Origin of the sequence: Bradyrhizobium sp. HKCCYLRH2060, from assembly GCF_051168135.1 — a bacterium.
Lineage (GTDB): Bacteria > Pseudomonadota > Alphaproteobacteria > Rhizobiales > Xanthobacteraceae > Bradyrhizobium.
Window position 1 is genome coordinate 234386 of record NZ_JBNPUK010000005.1, and the last position, 21199, is coordinate 255584.

General features: G+C 64.8%; 19 protein-coding genes. 10 read left to right on the forward strand and 9 right to left on the reverse strand.

The features are described 5' to 3' along the window. Positions 1–134 precede the first annotated feature (134 nt). On the forward strand, positions 135–1856 hold the full coding sequence (locus ACQR10_RS13615; protein ID WP_315802625.1) for a hypothetical protein: 1722 nt from the start codon (positions 135–137) through the stop codon (positions 1854–1856). Between the two features lie 8 nt (positions 1857–1864). Here the strand turns inward: ACQR10_RS13615 and ACQR10_RS13620 are convergent, their stop codons facing one another. Further along, complete coding sequence (locus tag ACQR10_RS13620) at positions 1865–2515, reverse strand: 3-oxoacid CoA-transferase subunit B (protein WP_315717539.1); 651 nt, start codon at positions 2513–2515, stop codon at positions 1865–1867. Next, positions 2515–3243 carry a CoA transferase subunit A gene (locus tag ACQR10_RS13625; RefSeq protein WP_315802623.1) on the reverse strand — a complete coding sequence of 243 codons (729 nt, stop codon included), beginning with the start codon at positions 3241–3243 and terminating at the stop codon, positions 2515–2517. The genes ACQR10_RS13620 and ACQR10_RS13625 overlap by 1 nt, the downstream gene beginning before the upstream one ends. A 310-nt stretch (positions 3244–3553) precedes the next feature. On the opposite strand from ACQR10_RS13625, the gene ACQR10_RS13630 reads away from it, so the two are divergent. The 5 genes from ACQR10_RS13630 to ACQR10_RS13650 all read left to right on the forward strand — a co-directional run bounded on the left by ACQR10_RS13630 (position 3554) and on the right by ACQR10_RS13650 (position 9862). Further along, positions 3554–5503 (forward strand): AsmA family protein, encoded by a 1950-nt coding sequence (locus tag ACQR10_RS13630; protein WP_316217978.1) that lies wholly within the window; start codon positions 3554–3556, stop codon positions 5501–5503. A 142-nt stretch (positions 5504–5645) separates the two neighbouring features. After that, positions 5646–7025, forward strand: a complete 1380-nt coding sequence (locus ACQR10_RS13635; protein ID WP_315802622.1) for an ABC transporter substrate-binding protein — start codon at positions 5646–5648, stop codon at positions 7023–7025. A 113-nt stretch (positions 7026–7138) separates the two neighbouring features. Next, positions 7139–8014 carry a carbohydrate ABC transporter permease gene (locus ACQR10_RS13640; RefSeq protein ID WP_316179762.1) on the forward strand — a complete coding sequence of 292 codons (876 nt, stop codon included), beginning with the start codon at positions 7139–7141 and terminating at the stop codon, positions 8012–8014. Continuing rightward, on the forward strand, positions 8011–8862 hold the full coding sequence (locus ACQR10_RS13645) for a carbohydrate ABC transporter permease (protein WP_315802620.1): 852 nt from the start codon (positions 8011–8013) through the stop codon (positions 8860–8862). The genes ACQR10_RS13640 and ACQR10_RS13645 overlap by 4 nt, the downstream gene beginning before the upstream one ends. 7 nt (positions 8863–8869) lie before the next feature. Further along, on the forward strand, positions 8870–9862 hold the full coding sequence (locus ACQR10_RS13650) for an alpha/beta hydrolase family protein (protein WP_316217926.1): 993 nt from the start codon (positions 8870–8872) through the stop codon (positions 9860–9862). 98 nt (positions 9863–9960) lie between these two features. On the opposite strand, the gene ACQR10_RS13655 is transcribed toward ACQR10_RS13650, so the two are convergent. The 5 genes from ACQR10_RS13655 to ACQR10_RS13675 all read right to left on the reverse strand — a co-directional run bounded on the left by ACQR10_RS13655 (position 9961) and on the right by ACQR10_RS13675 (position 17480). Continuing rightward, positions 9961–10773: an ABC transporter permease gene (locus ACQR10_RS13655; protein ID WP_315802618.1), complete on the reverse strand. Its 813-nt coding sequence runs from the start codon at positions 10771–10773 to the stop codon at positions 9961–9963. 171 nt (positions 10774–10944) lie between these two features. Continuing rightward, the gene (locus tag ACQR10_RS13660) at positions 10945–11859 is read right to left on the reverse strand and encodes an ABC transporter permease (RefSeq protein WP_316217927.1); all 915 of its coding nucleotides are present in this window, start codon (positions 11857–11859) and stop codon (positions 10945–10947) included. Continuing rightward, a complete protein-coding gene (locus ACQR10_RS13665) occupies positions 11856–13028 on the reverse strand; it encodes an ABC transporter ATP-binding protein (protein ID WP_316217928.1) in 1173 nt (390 codons plus the stop codon). Before ACQR10_RS13665 ends, ACQR10_RS13660 begins: the two co-directional genes overlap by 4 nt. Before the next feature lie 50 nt (positions 13029–13078). After that, the gene (locus ACQR10_RS13670; RefSeq protein WP_316217929.1) at positions 13079–14641 is read right to left on the reverse strand and encodes a glycerol-3-phosphate dehydrogenase; all 1563 of its coding nucleotides are present in this window, start codon (positions 14639–14641) and stop codon (positions 13079–13081) included. Positions 14642–14771: 130 nt separating this feature from the next. After that, the gene (locus ACQR10_RS13675) at positions 14772–17480 is read right to left on the reverse strand and encodes a sensor domain-containing protein (RefSeq protein ID WP_316217930.1); all 2709 of its coding nucleotides are present in this window, start codon (positions 17478–17480) and stop codon (positions 14772–14774) included. A gap of 212 nt (positions 17481–17692) precedes the next feature. On the opposite strand from ACQR10_RS13675, the gene ACQR10_RS13680 reads away from it, so the two are divergent. Then, positions 17693–18796 carry an NAD(P)/FAD-dependent oxidoreductase gene (locus ACQR10_RS13680; RefSeq protein ID WP_316217931.1) on the forward strand — a complete coding sequence of 368 codons (1104 nt, stop codon included), beginning with the start codon at positions 17693–17695 and terminating at the stop codon, positions 18794–18796. Positions 18797–18986: 190 nt separating this feature from the next. Here ACQR10_RS13680 and ACQR10_RS13685 read toward each other — a convergent pair whose 3' ends face one another. Beyond that, positions 18987–19172, reverse strand: coding sequence for a YdcH family protein (locus ACQR10_RS13685; RefSeq protein ID WP_315802612.1), 186 nt, complete (start codon positions 19170–19172; stop codon positions 18987–18989). 290 nt (positions 19173–19462) lie between these two features. On the opposite strand from ACQR10_RS13685, the gene ACQR10_RS13690 reads away from it, so the two are divergent. The 3 genes from ACQR10_RS13690 (at position 19463) to ACQR10_RS13700 (ending at position 20371) form a co-directional block, all read left to right on the forward strand. Continuing rightward, positions 19463–19669 carry a YdcH family protein gene (locus ACQR10_RS13690; protein WP_009028242.1) on the forward strand — a complete coding sequence of 69 codons (207 nt, stop codon included), beginning with the start codon at positions 19463–19465 and terminating at the stop codon, positions 19667–19669. A gap of 135 nt (positions 19670–19804) precedes the next feature. Further along, complete coding sequence (locus tag ACQR10_RS13695; protein WP_315802611.1) at positions 19805–20017, forward strand: hypothetical protein; 213 nt, start codon at positions 19805–19807, stop codon at positions 20015–20017. Between the two features lie 102 nt (positions 20018–20119). Next, the gene (locus ACQR10_RS13700) at positions 20120–20371 is read left to right on the forward strand and encodes a hypothetical protein (protein WP_315802610.1); all 252 of its coding nucleotides are present in this window, start codon (positions 20120–20122) and stop codon (positions 20369–20371) included. Positions 20372–20419: 48 nt separating this feature from the next. On the opposite strand, the gene ACQR10_RS13705 is transcribed toward ACQR10_RS13700, so the two are convergent. Then, the gene (locus ACQR10_RS13705) at positions 20420–21121 is read right to left on the reverse strand and encodes a GGDEF domain-containing protein (protein ID WP_316217979.1); all 702 of its coding nucleotides are present in this window, start codon (positions 21119–21121) and stop codon (positions 20420–20422) included. Positions 21122–21199 lie beyond the last annotated feature (78 nt).

The following is a 21199-nucleotide window of genomic DNA, read 5'->3' on the forward strand; positions in this document are numbered from 1 at the left end:
GGTGCCGGATCGGCGGTGCCCTGACACTGGCACAAATGACAGTCATACAAAATCAACTTTCGGTTGCGAGATGTAAGCTACAAACGTTAGACAATTTCCGTTGAGAGACGCGATGAGCGGACCAGGAGGCGAGTGTGAATTCTCGACATCCGCCGGTCTTCTTCACGTCCGACCTGCATGGTTACGGAATTGGCAACACCAGCTGGTTCGACGACGATTCGCCTCGCGCACTGGCTGGACGCTGCCTCATCGACGCGCTCGAATATCTGCGGACGTCGCCTAAGTTCGCCGCCAAGGACTGGCATGTGGTGAATGCGGGCGCGGCGCGTCTCGTGCACCAATGTCTCACGGACGGCGCGCTGGCGCGCAAGGATATTCTGGATCGTGTGGCTCCCGCCATCGAACAGGTTTGCGCACGGATCGTCGCGAGCCGCCAATATCGCATTCCGTTCTATGGCGACGACTTCTGGGACTGGGCCAGTGTCGTCGACGGCTTGTTCGAGGTACAGCAGGTTTCGGTGACCGCGGCCCAGGTGGCAAGACGCGAGCTCGACCAGTTTCGCAGGACGGTCCACATCCGCATGCCCAGCGGTCTCTCGGTCGGCGACCCCGAGCACGAATGGTTCGGACCGGCGATCGCAACACGCGCCTATCGGCTGCTGGATTCCCGCGCATCGGGAATGGATCCCGACCTGCGCAACGAGTTGCAGGCACAATCGCTCGAACGCATCGAGCGCGGCAGGTATCGCGGGAGGCAGGTGACCCCGTGGCAATTGAGCTGGCACTACGGTCAGGTCGTCGGCGAATTTCAGCGTGCCGCCAGCGAGCAGGCCGCCGAGCTGGCTGATTTTGCCTGGCTTGCCGTTCCGCTCGAACTTGGCAAGCGCGCCCAGGTTCTCGCGCGCATCCTGCAAGGAGCCTACGCCGTCAAAGACCGCAGAACCGTCCAGCAGGCCTTGGAGGAGCTCTACCGTTGTGAGACACCCGGCCGCCCGCTCGGCCAGGGCGTGATCGGCGCCGGCATCGAGGCCTCCCTGGATGTGCTCGAAGCGCTGTGGCAGCAGCTCGATGGTCGGGAGAAGGCCAGCATCAACGCGATGCTCGACGCGCTGCGATTTCTCCATGCCAAAGCCAACACGATCGGCTTCGTGGTCGAAACGCCGGAGGATATCGAAGCCCTGGTCCAGGCCATGGGCCCGGGCACACTGATTGAACAGCGCAACGCGGCGCGCGCCATCATCAGGCATTCCTGCTTCCATGCGGTCGTATGCCTCGGGCGATCGATGGCCGAGGTGGCGAGCGCGGCCGCAGTGGCGATCGAAGAGCATGGGGCGCAGTGGCTGATCATGCCGGGACGGGCCGAGGCACTGGGACCGAATCTCCCGCACGTCTCCCGCGGCCCGCGATTCGTCGGGGCCGGCCCCGGTGACCTCGTCATTGCCACCTCGGTCGCGCCATTCCGGATTCAGATCAAGCTGCGCGACGCGCTCAGCATTGCCGAGCCGCCCTCGGTCGATGACAGCGGAATGATCATTCCGGCCGACCCCGAGCTTTGCCGCCTCGCGCACGAGGCCACGGATGGCATGCTGGATGACATCGGCGTGTTCTTCGAAGGAATGACAGTGACGTGCGATGGCGACGGCACGGATGCCGAGATATCAGCAGCGTTTCCAGGTGCGCTTGCGACGGACAACGTGGCCTATGCGATGGGGCTGATCTGCCTCAGCCGCAGTGTGCCGTGCCTCATCATCCAGGGGCTGGCGGAGACCGCGCCGCCCGCTGCTGCGAGCCCGCCACGGCATGCTGCGTGCCGGCTCGCCGTCAAGGTCGCGGAGATGCTGTGCCGTCGCTGGTAGTCGCGCCCTCAGGCATTCTTGAGCGCGACCCGGAACTCGGCTTCGGTCTTGGCCTTGACCTCGTCGAGCGTCACGCCATCGGCGAGCTCGATCAGGGCCATGCCGTCATTGCCGTGCTTGTCGATCGTGAACACCGCCAGATCGGTCACCACCATGTCGACCACGCGCTCGCCGGTCAGCGGCAAGGTGCACTGCTTGAGCAGCTTCGGGCCGTCCTTGGCGCTGTGCTCCATGACCACGACCACGCGCTTGACGCCGGCGACGAGATCCATCGCGCCGCCCATGCCCTTCACCATCTTGCCGGGGATCATCCAGTTGGCGAGATCTCCGTTCTGGGCGACCTGCATGGCGCCGAGGATCGACAGGTCGATGTGGCCGCCGCGGACCATGGCGAAGGATTCAGCTGACGAGAAATAGCTGGTGATCGGCAGCTCGGTGACGGTCTGCTTGCCGGCATTGATGAGGTCGGGATCCTCCTCGCCCTCATAGGGGAACGGACCCATGCCGAGCATGCCGTTCTCGCTCTGCAGCGCGACGTCGACGCCCGGCGGAATGAAGTTGGAGACCAGCGTCGGAATGCCGATGCCGAGATTGACGTAGTAGCCGTCCCGCAGCTCCTTGGCGGCGCGCGCCGCCATCTGCTCTCGCGTCCAGGCCATCAGACTTCCTCCCCGGCTGCAGCGGCGGCTTCACGTTTGCGCACGGTGCGTTGCTCGATGCGCTTCAGTTCGGTTCCGACCTGGATAATGCGCTTGACGAAGATGCCGGGCGTATGAATGTGGTCGGGATCTATCTGGCCGGCCGGCAGCAGATGCTCGACCTCCGCGACTGTCACCCTGGCCGCAGTGGCCATCATCGGATTGAAGTTGCGCGCGGTCTTGCGGTAGACGAGGTTGCCGGCGGTGTCGCCCTTCCAGGCGTGCACGATCGCCAGATCGGCGAACAGGCCGCGCTCCATCAGATATTTCTCGCCGTCGAACTCCCGCACCTCCTTGCCCTCCGCGACCAGCGTGCCGACGCCGGTCTTGGTGAAGAAGGCCGGGATGCCGGCGCCACCGGCGCGGATGCGCTCGGCCAGGGTGCCCTGCGGGCAGAATTCGAGCTCCAGCTCGCCGGCCAGATATTGCTGGGCAAACAGCTTATTCTCGCCGACATAGGACGAGATCATCTTCTTGATCTGCCGTGTCTCCAGCAGCCGGCTGAGGCCGATGCCGTCCACCCCGGCATTGTTGGAGATGACGGTGAGGTCCTTCACCCCGGACTCGCGAATGGCGTCGGACAGGGTTTCTGCGATGCCACAAAGACCGAACCCACCCGACATGATGGTCATGCCGTCCTTGAGGAGGCCAGCAAGGGCGGATTTGGCGTCCGGATAGACCTTGTTCATACGGAAATGACCTGATGCAGAGCGGCGACCGCGCGGATATCGACCGGATTATTAGGCGAAATCTTCGCAATGCGTCAATGATGCCTTCCCAACGCGCACATCCTGCTTTAGCTGTGGCGCCAGCCTGCGCCTCCGGGGCGATCCGGAGTCAGGAATATCAGGGATCCGCCGCAATCCGGCCACACCGGCGGCGTGGCCTTGAAAGCGTCAAGAAAGCGCATCAAGTTGTTGATGTTGGCAGGGGTTTTCGGCGCACCCTGCCCATCCCGCGCAACCAGCGATCCGACGATCCCAGGACATGTCCGTGACCATGGCCCAAGGAATGAGGCGCCTCGGCACACCGATCGCGGTGCTGCTGGGCATCGCGTTCGTGGCCCTGCTGGCGAGCTCCTGGCTGGTCAATCGCGAGGCACTGCGGCAGGCGGTGGAGCACCAGATCCGCGCCGTGACCGGGCTCGAGCTCGTCGTCAACGGACATATCGACGTCTCCTTGTTTCCGGGCAGCTACGTCTCGTTCCACGATGTCGGCCTGAAGGGCAGCGGCACCGAGGATCCGGCCCTGCGCGTCGACGTGCTGACCGCCAATCTGCAATTGCTGCCGCTGCTGTTGCAGCGGTTCGAAATCGCCGATGTCATGATGCTGCGGCCGCAGATCAACGTCACCCGCGAGGCCGACGGCAACAGCAACTGGACTCCCTTCATCGAGACCATCGCGCGCACGATGCGTCCGGGGCCCGACAGCCAGATGTCGTTCTCCGAGATCCGCATCCAGGACGGCATCCTGGTCTACGAGGACACCGACCACCATGCTTCCGAGCGGCTCGACGATATTGATCTGTCGCTCGCCTGGCCGTCGATCTCGCGCTCGTTCGCGGCGACCGGGCAGTTCGATTGGCGCGGCCAGCGCATCGAGGGCTCCATCAGCGTCAGCGACTTCCTGGCTGCGCTGTCGGGGGACCGGTCGGGCTTGAAGATGCGTCTCGCCAGCCCGCCACTGAAGGTCGCCTTCGATGGCACGGTCGCGAACCGCACCAGCGCGCTGATGGAAGGCACGTTGACCGTGGACAGCCCGTCGCTCCGCGATGCGCTGCGCTGGACGGGGCAGACGCCGCTCGGCGGCGGCGGCTTCGGGCGCTTCGCCTTGCGTGCCCGCGCCAACGTGGTCGGCGCCTCGGTCGCCCTCACCAATGTCAACGTCGAGCTCGACGGCAACACCGCCGAAGGCGTGATGACCTACGCCAATAACGGCCGGCAGACGCTGCAGGCGACGCTGGCGGCCGACGCGCTCGACTTCACCCCCTACATCTCGACAGTCCGGCTGCTGGCCAATGGTGCGCGCGACTGGAACCGGCAACTGTTCGACCTCAAGGCCTTGTCCACCACCGACCTCGACATGCGGCTATCGGCCGCAAAAGTCACGGTCGGCTCCTCGAAAATCGGACGCACGGCCTTCGGCGCCAACCTGCGCAACGGCGTGCTCGCCCTCTCGGTCGGCGAGGCTCAGATGTATGGCGGCATCGTGCGCGGCTCGTTCGGAATCGCCCGGGCCGACACCGTGGCCGACGTGAAGGCTGAGCTGCAATTCAACGATGTCGATCTACAGGCCTGCGCCAACGAGATGTTCGGCGTGTCGTCGCTGTCGGGACGCGGCAATCTCAACGTCTCGCTGACGGCTTCGGGCTCGAGCCCGTTCGGGCTCGCCCAGTCGCTCGACGGCAGCGCCAATTTGCAGGGCCGCGATGGCGCGATCTCCGGCTTCAACGTCGAGCAGCTCCTGAAGCGCCTCGAGCGCAGCCCGCTGTCGCGCGGCGGCAGCTTCCGCTCCGGCTCGACGCCTTACGATTCGCTGACGATCGCGGTCAAATTCTCCGAGGGTATCGCGACCGCGGAGGACATCCGCGTCGAGAGCCCGACCGCGCGCATCACGATGACCGGTACGGCCTCGGTGCCGACACGGGAATACGATTTCAAGGGCGTCGCGAGCCTGCTGTCGTCAGGCAATGGCAGCAACGGCTTCGAACTGCCTTTCGTCGTCCAGGGCCCCTGGGAAGATCCACTGATCTTTCCCGATCCGGAAAGCCTGATCCGCCGCGCCCCGGCCGCCGCCCCTCTGCTCGATGCAGTCAAGGACCGCAAGACGAGGGATGCGGTGCGCTCGGTGCTGGAACGATTCACTGGCGGCGGATTGCGCCCGGCCCAGCCGGACAATGCACCGCAGGCTGACGCGCCGACGCGCGGCACTCCCACCAAGCAGAACTGACCAACTCGGCTTGCTTCGCGTGCCGAGACGCGGCCGCCGCCACGACCTATGTCTGATATATTACTTCTGGATCACGTCGGGTCCCTGGGCTAGTGTCCCGCCACAACCGATCGAGCAAGATCGGCGGATCAGGGAGAGACATGTGAAATCCAGGGGAATGGGTGCGCTTTCAATCGCAGTAGCCGCCGGGCTTTTTTGCGCTGCAGCACCAGCTATCGCTCAGGACACCATCACGATCTGGTGGAGCAAGGGCTTCTACAAGTCCGAGGACGATGCGCTGCTCAACGTCGTCAAGAAGTTCGAGGCCAAGACCGGCATCAAGGTCGAGCTGTCGCAATACGCAATCCAGGACATGATTCCGAAGACGGTCGCCGCGCTCGATTCCGGCACCGTGCCCGACGTAGCCTATGCGGACACCTACGACGTTCAGGCGCAGGGTAAGTGGGCCTACGAAGGCAAGCTCGAGGATCTCACCGACATCCTGGAGCCGATGAAGTCGGCGTTCGCTCCGAACACGCTCGAGACCGCCTACCTCTACAACAACGTCGCCAAGAAGAAGGCCTATTACGGCTTCCCGCTGAAGCAGCAGAGCATGCACGTCCAGATCTGGGGCGACATGCTGGGCAAGGCCGGCTTCAAGCAGAGCGACATCCCGACCAAGTGGGAAGACTATTGGACGTTCTGGTGCGACAAGGTGCAGCCGGCGATCCGCAAGGCGACCGGCCAGCGCATCTACGGCGTCGGCCAGCCGATGGGCGTGGAATCCACCGACTCGTTCCAGTCGTTCTACACCTTCATGGACGCCTACAACGTCAAGCTGGTCGATGACGATGGCAAGCTCTTGGTCGACGACCCCAAGGTGCGCGACGGCCTCGTCAAGGCGATGAAGGATTATACCGACACCTACATCAAGGGCTGCACGCCGCCCTCGTCCACGACGTGGAAGGATCCGGACAACAACGTCGCCTTCCACAACAAGACGATCGTGATGACCCACAATTTCACGATCTCGATCGCGGCCAAGTGGTTCGAGGACTCCACCAACCCGGCGCTGACACCCGAGCAGCGCGCGGCCGGCAAGAAGGCCTATGAGGAGGACATCATCACCGCGTCCTTCCCCAACAAGCCCGACGGCACGCCGATCAAGTACCGCTCCGACGTCAAGACCGGCCTGATCTTCGCCAATGCGCCGCACAAGGCGCAGGCCAAGGAGTTCATCAAGTTCCTGATGCAGGAGGAGAACCTCGGTCCCTACGTCGAGGGCGCGCTGGGCCGCTGGTTCCCGGTGACGACCGCCGGCCAGAAGAGCCCGTTCTGGCAGGCCGACCGTCATCGCAAGGCCGTGTACACCCAGTTCACCGGCGGCACCACGCCGTTCGACTTCACCAAGAACTACAAGTTCACGATCCTCAACAATGAGAACGTCTGGGCGAAGGCGATGAACCGCGTTGTCAGCGAGAAGGTGCCGGTCGAGAAGGCTGTCGACGAGCTGATCGCGCGGCTCAAGGAGGTCGCCGGCTAGTCTCTCGCCTCGCGAGGCACTGGCGAGATCCTGACAAGACACCAAATCCCGGCTGCAGCGCATGCGGCCGGGATGGCTTATAGGCGGGAAGAGACGACCCGGGAAAAACGACCATGGCGATCACGCTCTCAGCTTCCGATTCCGCGATCGCGGAGGCACCGCGCCCGGTGCTGCTGACACCGTCACAGGTGTGGGGCATCGTCATGCTTACCCCCTATCTGCTCGTCTTCCTCGCCTTCGTCGTCTATCCCGTCGGCTACGGCCTGTGGCTCGCCCGGGAGCCGGCCAGCTATGTCGCGCTGTATAACGATCCCATCTTCGCGCGCGCCGCCGTCAACACGCTGATCTTCCTTCTGGTCGGCATCAATCTGAAGATGGTGGTCGCGCTGTTCCTGTCCGGCTTCTTCATTCAGCAGCGCGGCTGGATCAAATGGCTGTCGGTCATCTTCATCCTGCCCTGGGCGGTGCCTTCGATCCCGACCATCCTGTCGGTGCGCTTCATGCTCAATCCCGAATGGGGCGTCGTGAACCAGCTGATCTTCAAGTTCACCGGCGATGACGGCCCGAACTGGCTGAACGATCCGACCGTTGCGCTGTCGATGGCGATCGGCATGCACATCTGGAAGTCGCTGCCGTTCTGGACGCTGATCCTGATGACGGGTCGGCTCGCGATCTCGCAGGACCTGTTCGAGGCGGCCGAGGTCGATGGCGCCACCTGGTGGCAGAAGTTCCGCTTCATCACTTGGCCGTCGATGCAGACGCTCTACATCACCTGCACGCTGCTCTCGATGATCTGGACGCTCGGCGACTTCAACAGCGTCTATCTCCTGACCGGCGGCGGTCCCGCCGATCTCACCCACGTGTTGTCGACACTCGGCATCCGCTATCTCCGGCTCGATCAGCTCAGCCTTGCCATGGCCTCGATCGTCTGCGCGATGCCGCTAGTGCTCCCCCTGGTCTATTTCATGATGAAGCGGTTGTCGCGATGAAGCTCCCCACCCTGCGCGAGGTTGGCACCGAGGCCCGGCTGCTGCTGATCGGCATTCCCGTCTTCATCTGGACGATGATTCCGATCTACCACATGTTCCTGTTCGCGATCTCGCCGAAGGAGGACGCGTTCTCGGGTAAGCTGTGGCCGGATCATCCGACGCTGCACAACTTCTCGATCGTGTTCCACCAGCAGCATTATTTCCTACGCGACTTCTGGATCCAGTTCGGCAACTCCGTCCTCATTGCCGCCGCCGTCGGCGCGCTGACCCTGGTGATCGCGACCTGCGCGGCTTACGCCATTTCGCGCCTGCGCGTACCCGGCAGCCGCGTGGTGATGAACCTTGCGCTGTTCACCTATTTCATCCCGGCCGCGTTCCTCGCGGTGCCGATGTATCGCACCATGGGCAAATACGGCCTCCTCAACAACGACTGGTCGCTGATCCTGGCGATGGTGACGATCGCCTCGCCCTATGCGATCTGGGTGCTGAAACAGGCCTCCGACAAGCTGCCGGTCGAGCTGGACGAGGCCGCTGTCATGGACGGCGCCAGTCCGCTGCAGATCTTCCGCCTCGTCTATGTGCCGTTGATGATGCCCTCGCTGGTCGCGATCGGCACCTACGCCGTGCTGCTGGCCTGGAACGAGTACCTCTACGCATTCCTGCTGCTGTCGAACGACAAGGATATCACGCTGCCCGTGGCGCTCGGCAACTTCCTGGCCGCCGACGATTCGCCGTGGGAGCTGCTGATGACCACCGGCTTCATCTACGCGTTGCCGCCCGCCGCGGTCTACTATGCCTTCAAGCGCTATATGGTGGGCGGGCTGACCGCGGGCGCCGTGAAGTCGTGACGGAGCGATGAGGGTCGGATTTCGTCAGGGACGGTTCGCCGACGCTTCGCGGCCGAACTGGGACGGCGACGGGCCGCGGCCAATCGACTGGTTCGCCTGGTACCCGGCCGCCGACGACGCCGAGGAGACGGCGCTCCCGCTCGCACCGTGGCCGCAGGGCTGGTTCAATGCGGGACCAGCGGCCTTGAATTCGCCGCTCGCTGCAAGCGCGGACGCCTGTCCTCTCGTCGTGTACTCGCACGGCACCGGCTGCAACGGCCTGCAGTTCGAATGGCTGGCGCGCGAGCTGGCGGCCCGCGGCTTTGTCGCGGTCGCCGTCAATCATCATGGCAACAGCAACGCCGAGCCCTACCGCGCAGAGGGCTTCCTCTGCTCATGGGAACGCCCGCGCGACGTGTCCTTGCTGATCGACCACATCGTCGCTCATCCCGATTTCGAAGGCCGCATCAACCTCGCCCGCATCTACGCCGTCGGCTATTCGCTCGGTGGCGTCACGGCGACGGCCCTGCTCGGTGCCATCATGCTCCGCTCGCCGTTCGAGCCCGGCGCCAATCTCGGCCGCGGACCGCGCGAGTTTCCCGATCTCGTCGATCATCTGCCGCGGCTGATGGAGAAGAGCCAGATCTTCCGCGATTCCTGGGCGCGGATGTCGGCCTCCTATCGCGATCCCCGCATCAAGGCGGCGCTGCTGCTGGCGCCGGGCCGATCGGTGCAGGGCTTCTCGGAGGAGAGCGTCACCGCGATCCGCGTGTCGACCCGCATCATGGTCGGAGGTGCGGACGCGCTGCTGCCGGCCGCACGCTGGCTGCAGGAGCGGTTGCCGCGCAGCACGTTCGACATGGTCGCCGCCGACGCCGGCCATTATGTCTTCTTGCCCGAGAGCACCGACCTCGGCCGCAGCTCCGATCCGGCCAGCTGCGTCGATCCGCCTTCGGTCGATCGCGGCGCGGTTCATCGCTCGGTCATCGCTGCTGCGTTAGAGCTGTTCGCTGTTGAGTGACGCTGCGACAACATCCTCCGTCGTTGCGAGCGAAGCGAAGCAATCCAGAGTCCTTGCTCGGCCCTGGATTGCTTCGCTTCGCTCGCAATGACGAGAAGTTAGAGCGGGGCCGCGCTCTCGCCGCGGTCGCTCGACAATTTCGAGGCGAGTGATGCGATCACGATCACCACGGCGATGACTCCGATCACCAGCGTGCAGATCGCGTTGATCTCCGGCTTTACCCCGAGCCGCACCTCCGAGTAGATTCGGATCGGCAACGTCGCCGAGCCCGGTCCGGTGGTGAAGCTCGCGATCACGAGATCGTCGAGCGACAGCGTGAAGGCGAGCATCCAGCCAGCGATCACCGCAGGGGCGATCAGCGGCAAGGTGACCATCACGAACGCGCGCAGCGGATCGCAGCCGAGGTCCATCGCGGCCTCCTCCAGGCTGCGGTCGAGCGAGACCAGTCGCGACTGCACGACCACCGCGACGAAGCACATGGTGAGGGTCGTGTGGGCGATCGTCACCGTCCAGAAGCCGCGCTCGGCCTCCAGCGCCACGAACAGCAGCAGCAGCGACAGGCCGGTGATCACCTCGGGCATCACCAGCGGCGCATACAGCATGCCGGAGAACAGCATGCGGCCGCGAAAGCCCTGGCCGCGCGACAGCGCCACCGCGGCCAGCGTCCCCAGCACCGTCGCCGCCGTCGCCGCGGTGGCGCCGACACGCAGGCTCATCCAGGCCGCATCGATCATGGCACGGTCGTTGAAGAACTCGTGATACCAGCGCAGCGACCAGCCGCCCCACACCGTCACCAGCCGCGAGGCGTTGAACGAGTAGATCACCAGGATCAGAATGGGCAGATACAGGAACGCCAGCCCGAGCGTCAGCGAGGCGACATTGAAGCGAGAAAGGCGGGAGGCTTTAGGCATGAGCGCCTCCTCCGTCGATCCGGGCGAAGCTTTCTCCGTTCCCTCCCCCCTTGTGGGGGAGGGTCAGGGAGGGGGGTCCCCAGCAAAGACTGCCGATGCGGACCCCTACCCCCAACCCCTCCCCGCAAGGGGGAGGGGAGCGGGAGAGCGTGCCTCGCTGCACTCCAGCCATCACCGGCTCTCCTCCAGCTGCCGGCGTTGCAGCCGGTCGTAGAGCAGGAGCGGGAGCAACAGGACGGCGAGCAGCACCACGGCGATGCTGGAGGCCACCGGCCAATCCTTGTTGGTAAAGAACTCGAGCCACAGCGTCTGGCCGATCATCAACGATTTCGAGCCGGCGAGAAGGTCGGGAATGACAAACTCGCCGACGATCGGGATGAAGCACAGCAGCGCGCCGGCGCCGACTCCCGGCAGCGACAGTGGAAACGTCACCAGCCAGAAGGTCTCGCGCGGCGAGGCGCCGAGATCGGCAGCGGCCTCCTCCAGCGCCGGCTCCAGCTTCGTCAGCGTCGCAAACAGCGGCAGGATCATGAACGGCAGATAGGAATAGACGATACCGACATACATGGCGCTGTCGGTCGACAACCACACCACCGGCGCCGAGACCAGATGCAGCGCGAGCAGCACCTGGTTCAACAGCCCGTCATGCTGGAGGATGTTGACCCAGGCATAGATGCGGATCAGGAACGAGGTCCAGAACGGCACGATCACAAGCATCATCGCGACGCCCTGCCAGCGCCTCGGCAGCCGCGCCATGCCATAGGCGACGGGATAGCCGATCAGCAGCAGGATGGCCGTCGACGTCGCCGCGACGACGACGCTGCGCAGATAGGACGCGAGATACAGGTCGTCCGACAGCAGCAGGCGGAAATTGTCGAGCGACAGCGCCGCAAATGCGTTCCGGAGCGCTGACACGCCATCAGCCAGCGAGAACACCGGCGTATAGGGCGGCTGCGCGATCGCGGTCTGCGACAGGCTGATCTTGGCGACGAAGGCGAACGGCACCAGGAAGAACAGCACCATCCAGACGTAGGGCGCGATCGCCGCGAAGCGGGCCGGACGCGAGAAGATGCGGCGCGCGCTCATCGCTCCAGCACCACACAATCATCGGGCGTGAACCAGGCCACGACGCGCTGGTTCAGCCCATAGCCGTCGGCATCGAGCCGGGCCGTGTTGGCCTGCGAGGCGTGCAGGACAGCACCGCCGTCGAGCTGGATCTTGTACGCGGTCTTGCCGCCGAGATAGCTCGCATCGGAAATGGTCCCCTCGACACAGTTGATCGCGGCGGCATCGCCGGCCGGCCGGCGAAGCGCGAGACGGATCTTCTCGGGACGGATCGCGACCGCAACCCTGCTCTCGCTGACGGGAGTGACGGGCTGTGCCGCAGCGAGCTCGCCGGCCGAGGCAGTCGTGATCCGAAGCCGGTGCGGCTCCCGCGCGATCACCTCGCCCTCGAACAGGTTGATGTCGCCGACGAACTCCGCGACCCACCGCGACACCGGCTCTTCATACAGCCGGCGCGGTGCAGCGACCTGTTCGAGCCGTCCCGCATTCATCACGCCGATCCTGCTCGCCACCGTCATCGCCTCCTCCTGATCGTGGGTGACGATGATGAAGGTCATGCCGAGCTTGCGCTGCAGCTCCATGAGCTCGAACTGCGTGCTCTCGCGGAGCTTCTTGTCGAGCGCCGCCATCGGCTCATCCAGCAGCAGCACCTGCGGCCGGCGCGCCAGCGAGCGCGCCAAGGCGACGCGCTGCTTCTGCCCCCCGGACAGTTGATCGGGCTTGCGCTTCTCCAGGCCTTCGAGCCGGACCAGCGCCACCATCTCGGCGACGCGGTTGGCGATCTCGGCGCGCGGCATGCCGGCACGCTTCAGGCCGAAGGCGATGTTGTCGCGCACGTTCAGATGCGGGAACAGCGCGTAGTTCTGGAACATCATGTTGACGGGCCGCTGATGCGGCAGCACCTGCGCGATGTCCTCCCCCGACAGCAGAATGCGTCCTTCGTCCGGCGTCTCGAAGCCGGCCAGCATGCGCAACAGCGTGGTCTTGCCGCAGCCGCTGGGGCCGAGCAGCGCGAAGAATTCGCCGGCACGGATGTCGAGCGAGACGCCATCGACGGCGCGGAAGCTGCCGAAGGTCTTGACGACGTTCTCGATCCGCAGGAGCGGCGGCTGAGGATCGGGGCGCGGATCCGGCGGTGGTGATGCTGCCGGCGCCTCGGCGGGTGCTGGATTTTCGATCTCGTCAGCCATGTCCCGATCTAATCACCCTGCCCGGCCACAACGTCGGGCCAGTCGGCAAGCTAGCCGCCCACGGATTGCAGCTCAACCGCACGGACCGGACTATCCCCGCTCGCGTCAGCCGCCTGCGGCGTGCTCCGGCCGCAGGTCGCAATGGCCATGAACGCGGCGAGCGCATCGCGTTCGGCGACGGGAAGCGTCAGGCCCAGCTTTGTCCGCCGCCACAGCACGTCGTCGGGAAACCGCGCCCATTCACGCGCCATGAGGTAGCGGACCTCCGCCTCGGTCAGCTGCGGCCCGAACGCCTGTCCGAGATCGGCCCGGCATCTCGCCTCGCCGAGGATCTGCGCCAGCCGGGTGCCATAGGCGCCGACCAGACGCCGGGCCTCCGCTTCGCTGAGAAAGCGCCAGCGGTCCCGTGCGTCATCGACGAGATCCTCGAACCGGTCCCAGGCGAAGTCACCCCCAGGAAGCGGCGCGCTCGCAGTCCAGCGTGGCGACATTGGATAAAAGCGCGCGAGGCGGGAGACCGCCTGCTCGGCCCGGTGCCGGACCGTCGTGACGTCGCCGCCGCACATCGTCAGCAGCGGCGCCTTGGCGGGCTCCCTGGCGCGTCCGGCATCGAGGCACACGACCGTTTCCAACCGTCCGCTGTCGGCGGCGCGCAGCACCATCATGTTGGCGCCGGCCACGCTCCGGACCACGTCCGCAGGCTGAATGTCCGAGCGGAAATAGCGGTTCGCCGCCTTGCAGAGATAAGCCACGTCTGCCGCAGGCACCGCCACCACGGCTGGGTCGCCCTTGAAGCCGTGGGCCACCGTGCCGATCAGGGTGAAATCCTGCTCGTAGGGCTGGGCAAAGATCAGCCGTCCATCCGAATTCTGAAACACGTAGACCGCTTCGACATCGAACAGCCGCGGCACGATGATCTGGCTGACCTGCCGCACGGTCACCCGCGGCAGCGGCTGACGCAGCACGGTTTCCGCCGTCGAGACGCTCCACGCGCCGGTGGCGTTGGCGAGCGCGCGCGAGGTGACGATGCGGCGATGGCCGCGGTCGATGATGGCGAGGCGCCATATTTGGTCGCGGTCGGCCCGCACGCAGCGGGCGCCGGTGCGGATCTCTGCGCCGCGCTCGGCGGCATCCATCGCGGTCAGGACCACCAGGCGGGAATCGTCGACCACGCAATCGGAATAGTCGAATGCCGTCCCGATCGGACGCTTCAAGGCATCGCCGACCGGATGATGCGTGACATCGAGCGCCGACGCGGCCGGCAGCCGGTTGCGCGCAGCGAGGCGATCGTAGAGCCAGAGCCCTGCGCGCAACTGCCATGGCGGCCGCTCATCGGCGTGAGCCGGAATCGCAAAACGGATCGGCCGCACAAGATGCGGCGCGACCGTGAGCCAGACGTCGCGCTCGGCAAGCGCGCGACGCACGCGCAGAAAGCCGCGGCGCTCCAGCGCCGCGAGGTCCCCGTGCACCAGCCGCGACGTGGCCGACGAGGCGCCGCCGCCGAGATCGCCCTGCTCGACCAGGATCACGCGCAAACCGCGGCCAGCCGCATCACGCGCCAGGCTGACGCCGTTCAGACCTCCGCCGATGATCGCCAGATCGTAGTCCGCCATACGCAAGGTCTTCGAGCGTGCCAGGACGAACGATCGTAGACCGGCGGAAATGATTCTCGTAGCGACCCAACTGTTACGAGTGCGGATAAATTCGCGCTGTTGCGCAACAGCCTCTGACCGGACTGCCAGGTCAGCCGGTCTTGCGAACGGACGCGACGTCGTCGTCGTCGTGAGCGCGACCGACAATGCCGTCATATTTGTCGATCGGCAGGGGCTTGCCGAGCAGATAGCCCTGAACCGAGTCGCAGCCCTGCTCGGCGAGGAAGCCGAGCTGCTCCGGCGTCTCGACGCCTTCCGCCACGATCGACATGTTCATGCCGTGACCCAGACCGATGACCGCACGAATGATCGCCGCCGATTGCGGGTTGCGGCCGATATTCATGACGAAGGCGCGGTCGATCTTGATCTTGTCGAACGGGAACGCCTGAAGGTAGCTCAGCGACGAGTAGCCGCTGCCGAAATCGTCCATCGAGACGCGAACGCCGAGCGCCTTCAGCCGGCGCAGCAGCGCGACACCGCGATCGAAATCCTCGATCAGCACACCCTCGGTGATCTCCAGCTCGAGCCTGCCGGGCGCGAGCCCCGTCTCGATCAGGATCGAGTGGACCAGCGCAACGAGGTCGCCATGGACGAACTGCGCCGGAGACAGGTTGACCGCGACCTGCAGCGGCTTCGGCCACGACGCCGCCTCGCGGCAGGCCTCGCGCAGGATCCACTCGCCCATCTCGACGATGAGGCCGCTCTCTTCCGCGAGCGGAATGAAGTCGCTCGGCGGCACGAACCCCCGGACCGGGTGCTGCCAGCGCGCCAGCGCCTCGAAGCCGATGATCTCGCTGGCGTCGACCGTGCGGCCGGAGACGGCCTGCGGCTGGAAGTACAGCGACAGTTCGCCATGCTTGATCGCGACAGACAGTTCCTGATGCAGAACGCGGCGGTCGCGAATCTGCTGATCCATTTCAGGCTCGTAGAAGGTGATGCTGCCGCGCGATTTGGCCTTGGCGCGGAACAGAGCGGCACCCGCATTGGCGAGCAGCGACGCCGGATCCGAACCATTGTGCGGGAACACCGAGATGCCCGTCGTCAGCGCGGTGCGGATCGACTTGCCCTCGATCTGGAAGTCCACCGCGATCGCCGCCGCCAATTGCTCGGCCAGGGCCCTGCCCGTTTCCGGTTGCTTGCCGTCGATGATCAGCCCGAACTCGTCGCCGGAGAGACGGGCAACGACGCCGCCCCGGGCAACGGCATGGACGCGACGGGCGACCTCGATCAACAGCTTGTCGCCGATGGCGTGGCCGAAGACGTCGTTGACGTCCTTCAGGCCCTTGAGATCGACGTTCAGGACCGCAAACTCCTCGTCCGTATCCGCGCAGGCCTCGATCATCTGGCTCAGGGCCTGCAGGAACGCGGCGCGGTTAGGCAGATCGGTCAGGCCGTCGTGATAGGCCATGTGCGCCATCCGCGATTCGGTCTGGCGCCGATCGGTGACGTCCTCATAGGTCTTGATCAGATATTGCGGCTGGCCGGTCTCGCCCAGCACGGTTGCCCGCCGCGTCAGGAACAGCCGCAGGCCGTCCTTGGTCGAGATCGGATGTTCCTCGGTCAGAAGGCCGCGCTTCTTGATGGCGGCTTCGTCGCGCGCCGTGATCAGTCTGGCCTCGCGCGGATTGAAGATGTCGGCGGTGGTCAGGCCCGTGGCGTCCTCGCGCTTGCGGTTGAGGATGATCTCGGCGCTGCGGTTGGCGAGCAGATAGCGGCCGTCGCTGACGCTCTCGACGATGAGCGAAACCGGAATGTTGTCGACGACCAGTTCCAGGAACTTCTTGCTGTTCTCCAGCTCGCGGCTCAGCGATCGCCGCTCCGTGGCATCGTCGAACAGCGCGATGAGGAATTGCGGTTCGTTCTTGTCGTTGCGTGCAACGACCCGGTGGGCGTCCAGGATGCGCTTCTCGTCACCGCGTTGAACCACGAGTTCGCTGCAATAGGTGGTGCCGGGCGCCAGCATCGCTTCGCGGTCGGCAGCCGCGATGTCGGCCGCGGTCTCTTCGCCGAACAGGTCGCTCGGGCGCCGTCCGATGATCTGATCCCGCGGCACCTGCGCGAACTGCTCAAACGCCCGGTTGGCGAAGATGTAGCGGCCGTCCTCGATGTTCTTGGCGGCGACGCAGACGGGAACCTGATCGACCACCGATTCCAGGAACTGCTTGGTCGAGGCGAGCTCGCGCTCCAGCCGGTGCTGCACCGTACAGTCTTCATGGATGCCGATTGATCCGCCGGTCGGAAGACGGAACATCTGGGCGCGCACCACACGTCCGCCGGGCAGCTCGGTCAGGCACCCGTCCGGCTGCCGCGCCTGGCGCGCATAGTCCTCGACCGTCAGATTGAGCAGGCCACGCTGCCGCCGCAACTCGACCAGATCCCGGCCGGTGCAGCCGGGCGGAATGTCGGCCCGGCTCATGCCGTAGATCTCGAGAAAGCGGTGGTTGTAGAAGACGACGCGGTTGGCGGCGTCCGTCAGCATCAGCCCCTGGCTCAAATTGTTGAGCGCGGAGCTGATGAAAACGTTACGCCGAAGTTGTGCCCGCTTGGCGCGCCGCAAGGCCGAATGGATCCAGATCACGATCGACGCGAGGAAGGCGCAGACGACAACGCCGGCGATCAACACCTTCCAGAGCACGTCCGGCTCGATGGTGCCCAGGTAGCCGGAGGGCGAGAAATCGGAGGAAGCGGCCCAGGCGCGCGTCGGCGCAGCCGCCCAAGCTGCCATGGCGGCCACCGAGGCCGCAACGACACGCGCAGAAAACGCGTTTCGGTCGCTCGCCTGCCAATTCTTGCCAGCCATCAATCACCCGCGGTATTCGGCGACAGTATCTGGCTTCACCTATTGGGATCGGGTAAACGGGTTCCGCAAACTTCGAAAAAGACGAAGCAAATTTGGTCAATGGCCGCCCTATGATGAATGGTTTGCTAAGGGCAGGCGCACTCCGGACTGAAGTTCCACCCACCAGGGATTGCAGCGAGACATGACTTCCCCCAATCGTCTCAGGACTATGCATGGATAAAGTGGATTGCGTGGTCGTTGGCGCCGGCGTCGTCGGACTTGCCGTCGCCCGTCAATTGGCGCAGGCCGGACGCGAGGTTATCGTTCTCGAGGCGGCCGAGGGCATCGGAACCGTCACGTCGTCTCGCAACAGCGAAGTGATCCACGCCGGCATCTATTACAAGGCCGGGAGCCTGATGGCCCGCTTCTGCGTGGCCGGCAAGCGCATGCTTTACCGCTATTGCGACGAGCATGGCGTGCCCTACCGCAATTGCGGGAAACTGATCGTTGCAACCAATCCAGCCGAGACCGAGAAGCTGCAGGGCATCCGCGCGCACGCCGAAGCCAATGGTGTCGAAGGGATGCGGCTGCTGCCCGGGTCCGAAGCGCTGGCGCTGGAGCCGGCCCTGGCCTGCCAGGCCGCGCTGCTGTCGCCATCCACCGGCATCCTCGACAGCCATGCCTTCATGCTGTCGCTGCGCGGCGAGATCGAGGACGCCGGCGGTGCCTTCGCCTTCCACACGCCGTTGCTGCGGGCCAAGGCGACGGGGAGATCGATCGAGGTCGATGCGGGCGGCGCGCAACCGATGACGCTGAGCTGCCGGCTGCTGGTGAACGCCGCCGGCCTCGACGCGCCCGAGCTGGCGCGGCTGATCGACGGCATGCCGTCGCCGCTGGTGCCGATGACCTATCTCGCCAAGGGCAACTATTTCAGCTGCAGCGCCCGGGCACCGTTCAGCCGGCTCATCTACCCGGTGCCGGAACCAGGCGGCCTCGGCGTGCACCTCACGCTCGACATGGCAGGCCAAGCCAGATTCGGCCCCGACGTCGAGTGGATCGACCGGATCGACTATACGGTCGATCCGGCGCGCGCCGAGCGCTTCTACCCGGCGATCCGCAAGTACTGGCCGTCGCTGCCGGATGGGGCGCTGATGCCGAGCTATTCGGGCATCAGGCCGAAGATCGTGCCGCCGGCCGTGGCGTCGCAGGATTTCGTCATTCAGGGCCCCCGCGATCACGGGGTGCCCGGACTCATCAATCTGTTCGGAATTGAATCGCCTGGATTGACGTCATCGCTGGCGATTGCGGCTCACGTCCGCGATCTCGCCTTGAGCTGAAGACCCCGATATCGGGATGAACGGCGTGTGGCGATAGCGGGAGGCAACGCAGGCAGATGCGTTCGCGTCATCGTCTATCGCAACTAAGTCTATCGCAACTAATTTGATTGAAGTTGCGTCTGGGATGGACAGTCACCATCCCAGGCGCACGGTCTTACGATCGGATGGTACGGCGGGTGATGGTCACATGTCAGTGAAGTGTTTCGCTGGTTACCTGTCTCAAGCGCTCGATCTCATCCTTCACCATCAGTTTGCGTCGCTTCAGTTCGGCAATTCGCAGGTCATCCGTCGATGGATGCAGGAGAGCTTCATGCAATTCGCTTTCAAGAACTTTATGCTTACGCTCCAGTTCAACGAGATGCGCCTGAATGGCCATTCGAAACCTCCTCGGTAGGTGAACCTGAGATTCGACCAGGGCTAACGAGTGTACACAAGTCGCTTGACCTGTCGATGGGGCCAAAAGACCGCACATGCAAATTTGAGCGCCGTGTGTAACGAAGCGTGAGCAGATCCGGACGAATCTAACGCCGGTGCCAACCTGAAATTCACGGGACAGCTGCACGGATCTTGAGGGGCGCGGCTTGCTTATCAGCTTCGCAGGCGCAATATTTGCGCCCGCCTTCGCAAGGCTTTCCACTTCCTTCCGCTTTTTTGCTATCATAAATCATGGCTGACCAAGACGAGCGCGAACTGCAGGCCGAACTCGCGCGCCTGCAGCAGGAGCACCGCGATCTCGACGCGGCGATCGACGCTTTGCATCAATCGCCCGCCCCCGATTTGTTGCGGCTGCAACGACTGAAGAAGCGGAAGCTTCTGCTACGCGATCGGATCGCCTTCATCGAAGACCAGATCACGCCCGACATTATCGCCTGAGGCGAAGCGTCAGCACGCCTGACCGTATGCACACAGGCAAGCGGTGCAGGATATGCCGAGGCGCCTTGACAAACAGAACAAAAAGAGAACAATCAGGTCATCCCTCGTCCCCTGACGACAACAAGGATGGTTGTGATGCCCGCCTCCTTCTCCCCACAGGATCGGCTCTACGAACAGGCCTGTGACCAGGCCATCGCGATGTGCGACGGCAATCTGCGCTCCACGATCAAGGCGCTGATCATGGCGAACGAGTATCTCGAGCTGGAGCTGCAGGAGCTGCGGGCCGCGATCTCCTGCGGCTGCGTGCCCAACACCGCTTCGGACGGTCCGGAGAGCAATGCGGCCTGAGCCCTGCCTGAGTCTTACCTGAGTCCTCGGGCCGTCGAGACTCTCCGGACGATTGCCACCGCGCTCGCTCGCAGCTTCGACGAAGGCCGGGAGGTGCGTGCAATGCCTGATATCACCTATTACGTCGCCATGCCGTTCAGACGGGACGAGGCAGGGATGCTGGTCGCAGGCGCGGCCGAGGAATGCCAGAGTTCGTCCGCAGCGCTGCGTCGTGCCGAAGCGATGTCGCGCCTGCCGGACAACATCGGCGCCATTGCCTTCAGCCGCAGCGGCGATCCCTTGATGGGGGAATTCAGCGACGCCCGGCTGCTGCACAAGTTCGGCGAGTTGCCCGACGATCTCGGCGAGTTGTGAGCGCCGTGCACCACAAGCTCTGTCATCGGCGCGGATGGCCCGGGAGCGTCACCGCTGGTCGCCCGACCGGGCCGTTGCGTGCGCTGGGCTCTCGTACCTTCGTTGGGCCTTGCGCATGTACATCGCGCGGTCGGCTTCCTCCAGCGCACGCACCGGGTTGACGCGCTTGTCGAGCAGAGCAATCCCGGCCGACGCGCCGGCACGCACGGTCTGATCGCCGAAGGTGAAGGTCAGGCTGTCGATGGCCTGCTCCAGTTCCGCCGCCTTGGCATGTGCCTCCGCCGCGCTGAGATGCCAGAGCAGCACGCCGAACTCGTCGCCGCCGAGCCGGCCGATCACGTCGGAAGATCGGACATGCTCGCTGAGGACACGCGCAACCGCCTTCAGGACCTCGTCACCGGCGGCATGGCCGAACGTATCATTGATCGGTTTCAGCCGATCGACGTCGAGCACGACCAGGGCACCGGTCGCGTCATAGCGCTTGATGAAGGCGATCGAACGATGGAGCTCGCGGGCGAAGCCGCGACGATTGAAGATGTCGAGCAGGAAGTCGCGCTCAGCGGAGGCCGTCAGCTCGGCGATCCGGGCCTGTGCTGTCGCCAACTCGGCATTAAGGCGTCGGATCGTCTGCCGCGCGCCTGCCGGTACGGAACCGGGTTCAGGAGCCCGCGCGCGCCGCGAAGGCCGATGACGGTACCGGGTTCTTCGCTTCCCGGCTCGCCACGCGGCCGCCATGCGCTTCTTTTTCATCGGACACCTGCCGCGCCACCGTTTGGGCTTGCCGGGCTTGACCAAGACAGGATAGTCCATTCGGACCTTCATGCCATG